General features: G+C 56.5%; 11 protein-coding genes and 1 riboswitch. Of the genes, 4 read left to right on the top strand and 7 right to left on the bottom strand.

Annotated features, from left to right (window positions below):
• Positions 1 to 10 precede the first annotated feature (10 nt).
• Positions 11 to 256, top strand: a riboswitch (Lysine riboswitch).
• An 87-nt stretch (positions 257 to 343) separates the two neighbouring features.
• The 3 genes from lysC to panS all read left to right on the top strand — a co-directional run bounded on the left by lysC (position 344) and on the right by panS (position 3,708).
• Positions 344 to 1,696, top strand: a complete 1,353-nt coding sequence (gene lysC, locus SD961_RS00120) for a lysine-sensitive aspartokinase 3 (protein WP_318788399.1) — start codon at positions 344 to 346, stop codon at positions 1,694 to 1,696.
• A gap of 240 nt (positions 1,697 to 1,936) precedes the next feature.
• Positions 1,937 to 2,629 (top strand): aquaporin Z, encoded by a 693-nt coding sequence (gene aqpZ / locus SD961_RS00115; RefSeq protein ID WP_318788398.1) that lies wholly within the window; start codon positions 1,937 to 1,939, stop codon positions 2,627 to 2,629.
• 161 nt (positions 2,630 to 2,790) lie between these two features.
• The gene (gene panS, locus SD961_RS00110) at positions 2,791 to 3,708 is read left to right on the top strand and encodes a ketopantoate/pantoate/pantothenate transporter PanS (protein ID WP_318788397.1); all 918 of its coding nucleotides are present in this window, start codon (positions 2,791 to 2,793) and stop codon (positions 3,706 to 3,708) included.
• A 79-nt stretch (positions 3,709 to 3,787) separates the two neighbouring features.
• On the opposite strand, the gene SD961_RS00105 is transcribed toward panS, so the two are convergent.
• The 6 genes from SD961_RS00105 to SD961_RS00080 form a co-directional block, all read right to left on the bottom strand.
• On the bottom strand, positions 3,788 to 5,413 hold the full coding sequence (locus SD961_RS00105; protein ID WP_318788396.1) for a Na/Pi cotransporter family protein: 1,626 nt from the start codon (positions 5,411 to 5,413) through the stop codon (positions 3,788 to 3,790).
• A gap of 121 nt (positions 5,414 to 5,534) precedes the next feature.
• On the bottom strand, positions 5,535 to 6,527 hold the full coding sequence (locus tag SD961_RS00100; protein ID WP_318788395.1) for an ABC transporter ATP-binding protein: 993 nt from the start codon (positions 6,525 to 6,527) through the stop codon (positions 5,535 to 5,537).
• Positions 6,528 to 6,529: 2 nt separating this feature from the next.
• Positions 6,530 to 7,315 carry an ABC transporter permease gene (locus tag SD961_RS00095; RefSeq protein ID WP_318788394.1) on the bottom strand — a complete coding sequence of 262 codons (786 nt, stop codon included), beginning with the start codon at positions 7,313 to 7,315 and terminating at the stop codon, positions 6,530 to 6,532.
• 12 nt (positions 7,316 to 7,327) lie between these two features.
• Positions 7,328 to 8,167, bottom strand: coding sequence for an ABC transporter permease (locus SD961_RS00090; RefSeq protein WP_318788393.1), 840 nt, complete (start codon positions 8,165 to 8,167; stop codon positions 7,328 to 7,330).
• Complete coding sequence (locus SD961_RS00085) at positions 8,164 to 8,982, bottom strand: alkaline phosphatase family protein (RefSeq protein WP_318788392.1); 819 nt, start codon at positions 8,980 to 8,982, stop codon at positions 8,164 to 8,166. The genes SD961_RS00090 and SD961_RS00085 overlap by 4 nt, the downstream gene beginning before the upstream one ends.
• Before the next feature lie 9 nt (positions 8,983 to 8,991).
• Entirely contained in the window at positions 8,992 to 10,053 is a 1,062-nt protein-coding gene (locus tag SD961_RS00080) for an ABC transporter substrate-binding protein (RefSeq protein WP_318788391.1), read from the bottom strand.
• 205 nt (positions 10,054 to 10,258) lie between these two features.
• Between SD961_RS00080 and SD961_RS00075 the strand changes: the two genes are divergently transcribed.
• Positions 10,259 to 11,011 (top strand): UTRA domain-containing protein, encoded by a 753-nt coding sequence (locus SD961_RS00075; RefSeq protein WP_318788390.1) that lies wholly within the window; start codon positions 10,259 to 10,261, stop codon positions 11,009 to 11,011.
• A 215-nt stretch (positions 11,012 to 11,226) separates the two neighbouring features.
• On the opposite strand, the gene metH is transcribed toward SD961_RS00075, so the two are convergent.
• Positions 11,227 to 14,910, bottom strand: coding sequence for a methionine synthase (metH, locus tag SD961_RS00070; protein WP_318788389.1), 3,684 nt, complete (start codon positions 14,908 to 14,910; stop codon positions 11,227 to 11,229).
• Positions 14,911 to 15,071 lie beyond the last annotated feature (161 nt).

Raw genomic sequence — 15,071 nt, 5'->3', positions numbered from 1 at the left:
ATCTGATGCGCAAGCCAGAAGAGGCGCGTCGCCCAGGCAGTGTGTTGGAGGAGCCGAATCCAGAGAAAACACATCAGGGGGAGCGACGCCGAGGTACAATCCACGCGGCGTGGGGCGTATCGACCGCAGGGGCTGAATCCTCTGGGTTGTCACCAGGATCGTGCGTCAAAAACGATTCACACCTGATTACGGGTCCTGCAGCCTAAGCCGCTGCCGCATCCGTAACGGGTAGACAAGGTGGGGCGCTTCTGGGTGACTCGTAGTAATCCCCTTTTCTACGTCTACCCCGTTTTCGCTCTTCCCTTGTGCCAGGAATTTAATCAGACACGAGGTATGTCAACACATGTCCCAATCTTTGATCGTGGCCAAATTTGGCGGCACCAGCGTTGCCGATTTTACAGCCATGAACCGCAGCGCCGATGTGGTGCTGGCCGATCCCCATACCCGTCTGGTGGTTCTTTCTGCCTCTGCGGGCGTGACTAACCTGCTGGTGTCGCTGTCTGAAGGTCAGGAGCAGGAGCAACGGGCTTATCAGCTTGATGAGATCCGCCGTATCCAGTACGCCATTGTTGATGAACTGGCCCAGCCGGAGGTGATCCGCGAGGAAGTGGATCGCGTGCTGGAAAACATCACCATGCTTTCTGAAGCCGCTGCGCTGGCGACCTCTGCCGCCCTGACCGACGAACTGGTCAGCCACGGCGAGCTGCTCTCTACCCTGCTTTTCGTGGAGATCCTGCGTCAGCGTCAGGTTGAGTCTGAGTGGTTTGACGTACGTAAAGTGTTGCGCACCAACGACCGCTTTGGCCGTGCCGAGCCTGATGTTGCTCTGCTGGCGGAGCTGGCTCAGGCTCAGCTGGCCCCACGCCTGGCGCAGGCGCTGGTGGTGACGCAAGGCTTTATCGGTAGCGAGGCCAAAGGCCGTACCACTACCTTAGGCCGTGGCGGCAGTGATTACACGGCTGCCCTGCTGGGTGAAGCGCTGCACGCCAGCCGCATCGATATCTGGACAGACGTGCCTGGCATCTACACCACCGATCCACGCGTGGTACCCACAGCGAAACGCATTGATGAAATTACGTTCGAAGAAGCAGCCGAAATGGCCACCTTCGGCGCAAAAGTTCTGCATCCTGCCACGCTGCTGCCAGCCGTTCGTAGTGATATTCCGGTGTTTGTCGGCTCCAGCAAAGATCCCGCGGCTGGCGGCACCCGCGTCTGTAATCAAACGCAAAATCCGCCGCTGTTCCGCGCGCTGGCTCTGCGCCGCAAGCAGACGCTGCTGACGCTGCACAGCCTGACCATGCTGCATACGCACGGTTTCCTGGCGGAATTGTTCAACATTCTGGCGCGCCATAATATCTCGGTCGATTTGATCACCACCTCTGAAGTGAGCGTGGCGCTGACGCTGGATACCACGGGCTCAACGTCGAACGGCGACAGCCTGCTGACGCAGGCGCTACTGACCGAGCTTTCTTCCCTCTGCCGCGTGGAAGTGGAAGAGAATCTGGCGCTGGTAGCGATTATCGGTAATAAGCTTTCACAGGCGTGTGGCGTGGGCAAAGAGGTGTTTGGCGTGCTGGACCCGTTCAATCTGCGCCTGATTTGCTACGGTGCCAGCAGCTACAATCTCTGCTTCCTGGTGCCGGGCAATGACGCCGAGCAGGTAGTACAAACGCTGCATCGCAATCTGTTCGAATAATCCTCTGGTACGTCTGCTATTTAAAAAACCGGGCCTGGCCCGGTTTTTTTATTTCCTGCCCGCTGCCGCCTGGTTGCGAACCCCGGCATAATATAGGAATTTTCTGCAATCACGTGGGCATCTGCGGTGAAAAACCCTGTTCAGATCAATTCAGATTTAAATAAAAAGGGCATAACTTGAATTATCCCGTCCCGTCACGATAATCCCGTTCCTTATCAATTCAGGAGTGTAGGGGTTTTTATGCGGAAGTTTATGGCGGAATTTTTCGGTACTTTTGTACTGGTTTTTGGGGGATGTGGTAGCGCAGTGCTGGCAGCAGGATTCCCGGCGCTGGGGATCGGGTTTGCCGGCGTTGCGCTGGCTTTTGGCTTAACCGTGCTGACAATGGCTTACGCCGTGGGTCACATCTCCGGCGGGCATTTTAACCCGGCGGTCACGCTGGGGCTGTGGGCTGGCGGTCGCTTTCCTGCCTCGCAGATAGTGATCTACATCGTGGCCCAGGTGTTCGGCGGCATCGCCGCCGCAGCCGTATTGTATGTTATCGCCAGTGGGCAGAACGGTTTTGATGCGGCGGCCAGCGGTTTCGCCTCTAATGGCTTTGGTGAGCATTCACCCGGCGGCTTCTCACTGCTCTCCGGCATGGTGAGTGAAGGGGTGCTTACCGCTCTCTTCCTGATCGTTATCCACGGCGCGACGGACAAGCGTGCACCGGCGGGTTTTGCACCGATCGCTATCGGTCTGGCACTGACCCTGATCCATCTGGTCAGCATTCCGGTCACCAATACTTCCGTTAACCCGGCAAGAAGTACGGCCGTGGCTATTTTCCAGGGCGGCTGGGCTGTTCAGCAGCTGTGGATGTTCTGGCTGATGCCGGCTGTTGGCGGCATCGTTGGGGGTCTGCTCTACCGTTATCTGCTGGCACATAAAGAGTAATCACTACCCGCCGTGGGCCAGCGTCTCTGGCCCACGCTTCCCCTGCCGTTATTTAATGCTATGATTCGGCGTTCACTTTTTCCTCGTTCCGGAAACAGTGATCTGTCTGATGGCAAAACCTGCAAAAAACAAACACAACCCCGAAAAAAGGAAGTCTGGCTATGTTCGCCACTATTACCCGGCTGTTCCCGTTATGGGCAGTTCTGCTCTCTGTTGCCGCCTACTACTCACCCACCACCTTTCTTGGCATTGGCCCGTGGGTCACTTACCTGCTGATGCTGATTATGTTCGGGATGGGCGTCACGCTAAACATCAACGATTTCAAACGGGTGCTGACGCGCCCGGCACCGGTCATTGCCGGTACCTTCCTGCATTATCTGGTGATGCCGCTGGCGGCATGGGGTCTGGCTAAGCTGTTTCATATGCCGCCCGATTTGTCGGCGGGCATGATTCTGGTGGGCAGCGTTGCCAGCGGCACCGCGTCTAACGTCATGATCTATCTGGCTAAGGGTGACGTCGCGCTCTCCGTTACTATCTCATCGGTCTCTGCCCTGGTGGGCGTGTTTGCCACGCCGTTGCTGACCAAACTCTATGTGGATACCCATATTCAGGTGGACGTGGTCGGTATGCTGCTCAGCATTGTGAAGATCGTAGTGGTGCCTATCAGCATTGGTTTGGTTATTCATCACACCATGAACAGCCTGGTCAGGCGCGTGGAGCCTTATCTGCCTGCATTCTCTATGGTCTGCATTTTGCTGATCATCAGCGCGGTGGTGGCAGGTAGCCAGAGCTTTATCGGCTCGGTGGGTCTGATGGTGATTGTGGCGGTGATGCTGCATAACGCCATCGGTCTGTTGGGCGGCTACTGGGGCGGCAAGCTGTTTGGCTTTGATGAGTCCACCTGCCGCACGCTGGCGCTGGAAGTGGGGATGCAGAACTCCGGTCTGGCCGCCACGCTGGGCAAGCTCTACTTCTCGCCGCTGGCGGCGTTGCCCGGCGCGCTCTTCTCTGTCTGGCACAACCTCTCTGGCTCGCTGCTGGCAGGCTACTGGTCAGGCAAACCGATTAAGAAAAAATAACGCCCTGAAGCGCAGGCGTGCTCTTTACGGGCACGCAAACGGCGCAGCTTTCCCGGCGGATCTTCTCCCGCCGGGACGCTTATTCCTCATCCCGCGCATCATCAGGCTGTTCAAGCACGCTGTAGGCCACCGCGCAGAACAGTGAATTCAGACGCTTCATATCGCCCAGCAACCCCAGATGCAGCGAGCTGGTTTCAATACTCTGCACGTTTTGCTGGTGCAGGCGGTCCACATGCTTATGGGAGTAACGGCGGTTAGTGATGCGAAAGCGATGCTTGGCCCGGCGCAGGCGCCTGGCGCTGGTGATATCTCTTGATAAAAACACCGACAGGCCAAGACGCAGGTTTCCGGCCAGTTGCTCAATTAATGCGTCCAGTTCGCCCAGGCCTTCGACGGAAAATGCCCGCCGCGCCGTCAGCGATTTATCGGCCACGTCGCCGCTCATCCTTTCCAGAATATCGCCCGCCATTTCCAGATTCAGCGCCATTTCGATGATTTCCGCCCAGCGTTGGGAATCTTCTTCAGGCAGATCCTCTTTCGGCATCTGCGCCAGATAGAGTTTGATGGCGGTGTAGAGCACATCAACGTCGTCGTCCAGCTTGCGGATCTCGCGCTCTTCCCGAAGCTCGCCATGCACCACTTTGCTGAAGGTGGCCAGCATCTGCTCCAGCACATCGCCCATACGTAGCGTCTCTCTTGAGGCGTTGGCAAGGGCTAATGCAGGCGTGTCCAGCGCACTTTTGTCCAGATGGCGGGGTTTCAGACGCAGCTCGGACTCCTTCTCATCACCGATTAACCGCGTGCAGAGCCTGGCCATCGGATCGGCGAACGGCACCATAATCAGGCAGCGGATCAGGTTGTAAAAGACGTGGAAAAAAATCACCAGTTCTTCGTCGTTGACCGGCAACTTTTGCAGCTGATCGGCCAGGGGATCGACAAACGGCAGCACCATCAGCGAGCCGATAAATTTAAAGAGTAAACTGCCCAGCGCCACCCGTTTTCCGGCGGCATTCGACGTGCTATTGTTCAGCATCGCCAGCAGCCCGCTGCCCAGGTTGGCGCCAATCACCAGACATAACGCCACTTTAAACGAGATAACGCCAGTCGCCGTGAGCGTAGCGGTAATCAGCACCGCCGCGAGGCTGGAATAGCTGATAATGGCAAAAACGGCACCGAGCAGCGCATCCAGCATCACATCGCCGGTAAGCGAGGAGAAGATAACTTTTACGCCAGACGCCTGGGTGATAGGAGTAGCCGCAGCCACAATCAGTTGCAGGGCAAGCAGTATCAGCCCCAGGCCGATGCTGGCGCGGCCAAGCTGTCCGGCTCGCGTTTGCTTACGGCCAAGGAAAAACACCACGCCAAACAGGATAAACAGCGGAGAGAGCCAGGAGAGATCGAACGTCAGTATCCGCGCCATGATCGCCGTACCGACGTCTGCGCCGAGGATAATCACCAGCGCGGGCGTCAGACCAACCAGCTCCTGCGCCACAAATGAAGTGACCAGCAGCGTGGTGGCGTTGCTGCTCTGCACCAGCGCGGTAACGCCAATGCCAGCCACAAACGCCATCGGTTTCTTTTCCACACTCTTGCTGAGCACGCGACGTAAATCAGCGCCGTAAACGCGCATGATGCCGGTACGTACTATGTGTGTACCCCAGACCAGCAGCGCGACGGCAGAGAGCAAATTAAGCAGGGTTAACACCGATATAGACCTCCAACTTCTTAACCTGATACGTACGGAACGGGGGACCCGTTCTGCCTACGCTATTAAGTTTAGTCGGTTAGCTGAAAAAATCTTTTTAATCAGCATGATATCTGTATCGTTATGCGACTTCCCGCAGCGTCATTTTGTCCAGATGCAGCCCCACCCGGTAACCCGCCGGGTGCAAATCTTCCACAGAACGGTTCAGCACATCCACCATCAGCTCAACGTCTTGCGCCTTTACCCGGTAACGGATAACGTTGCCCAGCAGGCTGTGGCTGAGAATTTCAGCTGGTATGCCCTGTTCCGGCGGGCAGAAAGCCACAGATTCAGGACGAAGCGCTACCTGACCGCTGAAGGTCTCCCCTGTGAGCCGCGCAGCCTGCTCAGCACTCAACAGGTTATAATTGCCGATAAACCCGGCGGCGAAGAGGTCTACCGGTTGAGTATAGAGGGACTCGGCATTGCCGTTTTGTACAATTTTCCCTTTATTCATCAGCACGATGCGGTCAGACAGCGTCAGCGCCTCTTCCTGATCGTGGGTGACAAACAGGGTGGTGAGGTTCAGCTCTTTCTGAATGCGACGGATCTGGTCGCGCAGATGGCGGCGAATACGGGCATCAAGCGCCGAGAGCGGCTCATCCAGTAACAGCAGACGCGGCTGCGTCACCAGCGAACGGGCCAGCGCCACGCGCTGACACTGCCCGCCAGAAAGCTGATGTGGATAGCGCTTCGCATAGTCGTTCAGCTCTACCAGCTCCAGGACTTCTCCCACCCGGCGCTGAATATCTGCAGCGGGCAGCTTCTGCATTTTCAGCCCAAAGGCCACGTTGCGCTCAACGCTCATGTTCGGGAACAGCGCATAGCTCTGGAACACCATGCCTATCGAGCGTTTCTGCGGTGTCAGCGGCACAATGTCCTGGCCCTGTAACAGAATTTGCCCACTGTCGACTGACGTCAGCCCCGCCAGGCAGCGCAACAGGGTCGATTTCCCGCAGCCGCTGGGGCCGAGCAGCGTGACGAATTCGCCTTCGCTGGCGGTAAAATTAATCTCCTGAAAAATCGACGTTGGGCCGTAGCTTTTGTTCAGTTGGGTGACGCTTAAATAACTCATTTTCAGCCTCGCTCGCGGTTCAGGGCATTTGCCAGCCAGGTCACCAGCAGGACAACAAAGAAATAGGAGATAACCAGCGCGCTGCTGAAGTGACCACTGGCATTGCGCACGTTATAGAGATAAACCTGTAGCGTTTCATAGCTGGTGCCCACCAGCATGTTAGCAAACACAAACTCACCGATTAAAAACGAGAACGAGAGCAGCACCGCAATCAGCGCCCCTTTGCGCAGGTTTGGCAGCACGACCAGCAGGGCCGCCTGCCACGTGCTGGCCCCCAGCAGATGCGCCGCATCAATCAGCTCGCGCATGTTGATCGCCTGCATATTGTTGGAGATGGCGCGGTAGATAAACGGCAGCGCAATGGTAAAGTAGCAGCCAATCAGGATCCACGGCGTGCCGGTCAGCATCAGCGGCGGCTCTGAATAGAGTTGGAGTAACCCCACTGAAGAGACAACCGGCGGCACGGCAAAGGGCATCAGGATCAGCACGTTCATCACCGCATCGAGTTTAGGGAAGTAGTAAGCGATCACAAACATCGTTGGCAGCACCAATACCAGCGAGAAGAAGAGCGCGCCAAAGCAGATCAGCAGCGAGTGCCACAGCGCCACCAAAAAGCGCGGATCGCCCCAGAGCTGGATAAACCATTTCAGGGTAAAGCCATCAGGCACAATGGTGGCGCCCCAACCGGTAGCCAGCGCATAGAGCAACGTGGCGACCAGCGGCAAGGCAAGGATCAAAAATACCAGCCAGACAATCACCCGATGATAGATAAATTCCGTTCGCGACATTGAGGCTCTCCGTTAGCGCGCATGCTGATAGCTGCGGCGCACCAGCCACTGATGAACAGCAGTAATCACTGACATCAACACCACCAGCACCATCGCCAGCGCGCTGCCCATATGGGGATCAAGTGAGATATCGCCCGAGACCAGCGCGGCAATACGCACCGGGATAACATTGAAGTTTCCCGTGGTCAGCGCATAGATTGTGGCGTAAGCGCCCAGGGCATTCGCCAGCAGGATCACAAAGGTGCCTAACAGCGCCGGGGTAAGGATGGGCAGACCGATATGCAGCCAGAAGCGCAACCGGCTGGCACCAAGCAGGGCCGCTGACTCCTCCCACTCCTTCTTCAGCCCGTCGAACGCCGGATAGAGCAGCAGCAGCCCCAGCGGGATCTGAAACCAGGTATACACCACAATCAGCCCCTGGGTGGAGTAAAGCTTGAACCCTTCCATCAGGCCATATTTACGCATCAGCAGGGTCAGGCAGCCGTTCAGCCCAAGCAGGATAACAAAGGCGAACGCCAGCGGGACGCCAGCAAAATTGCTGGTCATATTGGTGAAGGACATAAAGAAGCGGTGCAGCTTGCCGCTCCCGAGCTGGTGTAGCGAATAACCGCCCACCAGCGCGATGATCAGGCCATAAAAGCTCGACCAGAAGGAGATATCCAGCGAGAAACGGATCGCCTGCTGATAAAAAGTAGAGGTGAAGATATCGCTGTAGTTGCTCCATCCCCACGCTTCATTCATCTCGCTGTAGAAGCTATTAATGGCGATCCATACCAGTGGCGCAATCTGAAAGGCGAGGTAGAAGAGCGCAAAAGGAAGCAGGCAAAGCAGCGCTATCCCCCTGCCTTTCATGATGCGTTCTCCTGCACACTCAACAGTTCAGGGCAGACAGACTTGTCGTGATCCACACCAAGGATGTCACACAGCGTGCCGCACAGCTCCGTTTGCAGAGGAGCCGCATCGTTTTGCAAAGAAAAAGCGCTGCCGAATACGAACAGCGGCACCTGCGTCTCCTCCGGCAGCATGCCGCCATGGCTGCGGTCATCGTTCATGCCATGATCGGCCGTCACCACCACCTGATAGCCTTCGGCCAGCCAGCCAGGCATCCAGCGCGACAGATAGCCATCCGCCATGCGGGCGCGGTTGCGGTACTGCGGCGTGGAGAGACCGAACTTATGGCCGGCATCATCAATATTCATGGGATGGATCAGCAGGAAATCGGGATCAAAGCGCAGACGCAGGCTCTCCGCATCCTCAAACAGGTGCGAATCGGGATAGCCGTCATCGTAATAAAAATGGCCATACTGGATGGGCAGCAAGGCATCCTCAGTATGGCGATCGCGGGCGGGCTGCCAGGGCGAGCGATTATAGAGTTCGCTCACCCAATGGTAGGCCGCCGCCGCCGTGGTCAGCCCGGCATCGCGCGCATAGTGAAAAATACTGCGCTCTGTGCTCAGACGAGTGACCTCATTGTGGATAATGCCGCTTCTCACCGGCGTAACGCCAGTGAGAATGCATTCATACAGCGGACGGGAAAGCGAAGGAAGCTCGCAGGTCATCTGGTAAAGCTGCCCCTTCCCCTGCGCGCACTCGGCATGCAGGTAACCCATCGCATGCTGAGCCACTTCAAAGCTCAGGCCGTCCAGCACTACCAGAATCGTTTTCATCCCTTATCCTTATTGCTTCATGTTAACGATGACATTTTCCTGCCACAGGCGAGGCAGCATTTTGGATGCTTTATCCCAGGCTGCCACGTCAGCAATCGGGTGGGCATTTTTATATTCAGAGTCAGGCAGCAGTTTGGCCTGCACGTCCGCGGGCAGCGTTAAGTGCCCGGCACGGATAGGACGGGCATAGCCACGCGCCAGGTTAATCTGGCCGGCATCAGAGAAGATATATTCGCGGGTAAGTTTGGCGGCGTTCGGGTGTTTAGCATATTTGTTGATGATGGTGGTGTAGCCGGAGGTGATCGAGCCGTCAGACGGGATCACTACCTCAAACTTACTTTTATCAATCTGATCGCGGTAATTCAGGCCGTTGAAGTCCCAGACTACAGCCACCTGAATTTCACCTTTTTCGATGTTAGCGATAACCGGATCGGTTACGCCCAGACGGCCTTCTTTCGCCAGGTCACTGAAGAAAGTCAGTGCCGGTTTCAGATCCTTTTCGCTGCCGCCCATGGCATAGGCCGCCGCCAGCACGCCATTAGCAGCCTGAGCTGCTACCCCAACGTCACCGATAGTGACCACATACTTACCTTTTTTCAGGTCGGCCCAGCTGTGAGGGATATCTTTAACCTGATCTTTATTCACGATAAAGGCGATGGTGCCGGTGTAGGCCAGCGCCCAGTTGCCCTCTTTGTCTTTTGCCCAGTCAGGCACCTGATCCCAGGTGCTGGGTTTGTAAGGCTGCGCCAGACCTTTCTGCACGGCAACCGGCCCGAAAGCGGCGCCAACGTCACCTATATCTGCCGTGGCGTTGCTCTTTTCAGCGGCAAATTTCGCCAGCTCCTGAGCGCTCGACATGTCGGTATCGCTATGTTTAATGCCATATTTGCTGCTGATATCTTCCCAGGTTCCTTTCCAGTTGGCCCAGCTGTCCGGCATGCCGACGCTGTTGACCTGACCTTCGGTTTTAGCCGCTTTTTCAAGCGTGGCGAGATCGGTATCGGCTGCATAAGCGGCCGGGAGGGCAAGCATGATGGCACTGGCTAACACAGAGGCGAACAAAGGTTTCATAACTGCAGCTCCGGATGATAAGTTGAGTGGCCTTCTGGACTAGTCCAGCAAGATCCGAGCCAATCTAGCCTGGCGGGATGACAGTTTTATGTCAGCGCAGGCGGGGGCGTGGACTAGTCCATCTTCTCTGATAGCAGGGGAAAGGATTTTATGCGCGAAGGTCGTGCTGTTTATGTGCAGCTTCGCACCATATTGAGGCTTATATATGATGAAAGCGTTAACCGTAGATGTTATTTGCCAGACGCTGGCCAGCCGGATCGTCAGCGGTGAGTATGCGGTCAATGGGCGACTGCCTTCCGAGCGGGAATTGAGCGATCGTTTCTCTACGACCCGTATCACGCTTCGTGAGGCCTTAGGGCAGCTTGAGGCGCAGGGCATGATTTACCGCGAGTTACGCCGTGGCTGGTTTATTGCGCCGCCTCGCCTGGCTTATGACCCGCTTCTGCGCAGCCATTTCCATGCGATGGCGGAAAAGCAGGGACGCAGAGCAGAGACAGAAGTGCTGGATGCCCGGCGGGTGAGCCTGCCTGCTGCGCTGGCGCAGCAGCTTGCCATGCAGGAAGGCGAGGAGGTTTATTGCATCCGCCGGCTGCGCCGTATTGATGGTCGCGCGGTGCTTTACGTAGAGCACTACCTCAACCCGCACTATTTCCCGGACCTGATGAGTTTTGATCTGACCCGTTCGCTGACTACCCTTTATCAGGAGGAGTATGGCATCCGCTATGGGCGCGTTGGTTTTACCATGCTGCCGACCCCTTTACCGACCCTTGCCGCCCCCGCGCTGAAAGTGGCCGCAGGCAGCCCGGCGCTGTTTATCACGCGCATTAACCGGGACCAGCAAGATCGCATTATCGACTGTGACTACGAATACTGGCGCTATGACGCCCTCTATATCGACGTGCAGGTCAGGGAAGAGGACGGGAGTGCGGCTCCTGACGGAAATACAGGCGCAGGCTGAAGCTGGTAGAAGGCGCTCCCTCTGCAAGAAGATGCGGGGCAAAGCCTGATGTTGATGGAAGGCCCTGCCTCTGCAAAAAGATGCGGGCAAAGCCTGGTGCTGATGGAAGGCCCAGCCTCTGCAAGAAGATGCGGGGCAAAGCCTGGTGCTGATGGAAGACCCTATCTCTGTAAGAAGATGCAGGGCAAGCCGGTCAGGCGGCTCGCCCTGTACTATCAGTCGGCGTCGTAGCCCAGATTAGGTGCCAGCCAGCGCTCCACTTCGCTTACCGCCATGCCTTTACGCCGGGCGTAGTCTGCAATCTGGTCGCGCTGGAGCTGTGCTACGGCGAAATATTTGCTCTCAGGATGGCTGAAATACCAGCCGGAGACTGCGGCTCCCGGCCACATAGCAAAGGATTCGGTCAGCTTCATGCCGGTATGCGTCTCCACATCCAGCAGCTTCCAGATCGTCTCTTTTTCCGTGTGTTCCGGGCAGGCGGGATAGCCCGGCGCAGGCCGGATGCCCTGATAATTTTCCCGGATAAGCTCTTCATTGCTGAGATTTTCCGTAGCGGCAAAGCCCCAAATAACCTTACGCACGCGCTCGTGCAGATACTCTGCAAAGCCTTCTGCCAGACGGTCAGCCAGCGCCTTCACCATGATTTTGTTGTAATCATCATGCTGCGCGTCATAAGCCTCGGCCAGCGCATCCTCTTCAAGCCCGCCCGTTACGGCAAATGCGCCAAGGTAATCAGCTTTACCACTCGATTTGGGGGCCACGAAATCAGCAAGACAATAATTCGCAAAGCCCGTCTTTTCTGTTTGTTGGCGTAAGTGATGACTTACTTGCAAAACATGAGTACGGGATTCATCGCGATAAATTTCAATATCGTCACCGACCCGGTTAGCCGGGAAGATCCCTACCACGCCGCGCGGATTCAGGGATTTTTTCGCGCTAAGCTCATCCAGCATCGCGTCGGCGTCGGCAAACAGACGCTTCGCCTCTTCGCCAACCACTTCATCTTCCAGAATGCGCGGATATTTTCCGGCCAGCGACCAGGTCATAAAGAAAGGTGTCCAGTCGATGTAGTGGCGCAAGGTTTCAATGTTAGCGCTTACTTCGCTCACACCCAGCCTGTGGGCGACCGGCGGCGTATAGTTTTCCCAGTCCAGCGCCAGTTCGTTATCCCGTGCAACCTGCAAACTCACCGGCGGCGTGCGGGGCTTTTTACGCGCATGCTGGATGCGTACCGTGTCGTACTCTTTTCGCGTGCGGGCGACAAAGCCCTCGTACTGCGTGGCTGACAGCAGCGCGGAGACCACGCCAACGGTGCGTGAAGCATTCTGCACATAGACCGTCGGCCCGCTGTAGTTCTGTTCAATTTTCACCGCCGTATGGGCTTTTGACGTGGTTGCGCCGCCAATCAGCAGCGGCAGAGTAAAGCCCTGCCGCTCCATCTCTTTCGCCACGTTGACCATTTCGTCCAGCGACGGAGTGATCAGGCCGGACAAGCCGATAATGTCGGCGTTGTGCTCTCTGGCCGTTTTAAGAATTTTATCGCTCGGCACCATTACGCCAAGGTCGATGATTTCATAGTTATTGCACTGCAACACCACGCCAACGATGTTTTTGCCGATGTCGTGCACGTCGCCCTTTACCGTCGCCAGCACGATTTTACCGTTGGTGCTGCCCTTCTCTTTGCTGGCCTCGATGTAAGGCTCCAGGTACGCCACCGCCTGTTTCATTACGCGGGCTGATTTCACCACCTGTGGCAGGAACATTTTGCCTTCGCCAAACAGATCGCCCACCACGTTCATGCCCGCCATCAGCGGGCCTTCAATGACCTCAATCGGGCGGCTGGCATTTTGTCGGGCCGCTTCGGTATCTTCCTCAATAAATTCGGTGATGCCTTTTACCAGCGAATATTCGAGGCGTTTCTCCACTTCCCAACTGCGCCATTCGGCCTGCGGTTTGGTGCTGCCCTCATCAGACTTTGTGCCACGGTACTTTTCTGCCAGGTTCAGCAGCCGCTCGGTGCCGTCGTCGCGGCGGTTGAGCACCACATCTTCCACCGCTTCACGCAGGTCAGCATCCAGGTCATCATAAATCGCCAGCTGTCCGGCGTTGACGATGCCCATATCCATGCCGTTGCGGATAGCGTAATAGAGGAATACGGCATGAATCGCTTCGCGAACCGGGTCGTTGCCGCGGAACGAGAAGGAGACGTTCGACACACCGCCAGAAATCATTGCGTGTGGCAGTTCACGCTTGATATCTTCGCAGGCACCGATAAAGTCCATCGCGTAGTTGTTATGTTCATCAATCCCGGTAGCTACCGCAAAGATATTGGGGTCGAAAATGATGTCTTCAGGCGGGAAACCGACTTCTTCAGTCAGGATCTTATAGGCGCGGCGACAAATCTCAATTTTGCGTTCGCGGGTATCTGCCTGGCCCACCTCATCGAATGCCATTACCACCATCGCGGCACCGTAACGGCGTACCAGCTTAGCGTGGTGAATAAAGGCCTCCACGCCCTCTTTCATTGAGATAGAGTTAACGATGCCTTTGCCCTGAATGCACTGCAGCCCTTTTTCAATCACCTCCCATTTAGAGGAGTCGATCATGATTGGTACGCGGGCAATATCCGGCTCCCCGGCAATAAGATTCAGGAAGCGGACCATTGCCGCTTCCGCATCCAGCATCCCTTCATCCATGTTGATATCAATAATCTGCGCGCCGCTCTGAACCTGCTGAAGCGAAACTTCAAGGGCTTCGTTATATTTATCTTCTTTAATCAGCCGTTTGAATTTTGCCGAGCCGGTAACGTTGGTTCTTTCACCGACGTTTACAAACAGCGACTCCGCACTGATGGTCAGCGGTTCAAGGCCGGAAAGACGGCAGGCAACCGGCAGCGCAGGCAGAGGACGCGGAGCGATGCCCTCCACCGCTCTGGCCATAGCCGCGATGTGCTCTGGCGTGGTGCCGCAGCAGCCGCCCACGATGTTCAGGAAACCGGACTGCGCCCACTCACCGATTTGCTCCGCCATGATGCCGGCATCTAAGTCATATTCGCCAAACGCGTTCGGCAACCCGGCGTTCGGGTGCGCCGTGACGTAACCTTCCGCAATGCGGGAAAGTTCCGCCACATACTGACGCAGCTCATCTGGCCCCAGCGCGCAGTTAAGGCCAAACGACAACGGCTGAGCATGGCGCAGCGAGTTATAGAAGGCTTCGGTAGTCTGGCCGGAAAGCGTGCGGCCCGAGGCATCAGTGATGGTGCCGGAGATCATCAGCGGTAACTCGATGCCCAGCGCTTCAAATTCGCTTTGTACCGCAAAAACGGCGGCTTTGGCATTGAGTGTGTCAAATACGGTCTCGATCATGATGATATCCGCGCCGCCTTCAACCAGCGCGCGGGTAGATTCACGGTACGCTTCCACCAGCTGATTGAAGGTTACGTTACGGAAGGCCGGATCGTTGACGTCGGGGGAGATAGAGCAGGTGCGGTTGGTAGGACCCAGCACGCCAGCGACATAACGCGGCCTCTCTGGTGTGCGCGCCGTCCACTCGTCCGCGCAGGCACGCGCCAGCTTCGCGGCAACGTAGTTAATTTCTGCCGACAGCGACTCCATATGGTAATCAGCCATCGCAATGGTGGTTGAGTTGAAGGTGTTGGTTTCGAGAATATCGGCACCCGCTTCCAGATAAGCATTGTGGATCTCGCTAATCACATCCGGACGGGTCAGCACCAGCAGGTCATTATTTCCCTTCAGGTCGCTCTGCCAGTCGGCAAAGCGTTCGCCGCGAAAATCACTCTCTTCCAGGCGATAGCTCTGGATCATGGTTCCCATACCGCCGTCCAGCAGCATGATGCGTTTCGCCAGCTGCTGTTGCAGCGCTTCTCTTCTGTTGCTCACTCTAGCCCCTTCAACCTCAACCCAATGGCAAATATGCCAGCGGACCATACTGGCACAACTTTTGCGCAGGTAAAAGCAACCGGCCATGAGACATTTTCAGTCAGCCCTGTGAACACCTCTGACCAGTAAGGCTGCCGTTGCATTATCAGCCAATAAAACGG

Source organism: Erwinia sp. MMLR14_017 (genome assembly GCF_033657285.1).
GTDB lineage: Bacteria > Pseudomonadota > Gammaproteobacteria > Enterobacterales > Enterobacteriaceae > Erwinia.
Note: the sequence above shows the minus strand (reverse complement) of the source record. Positions and strands in the feature narration are given on the sequence as shown.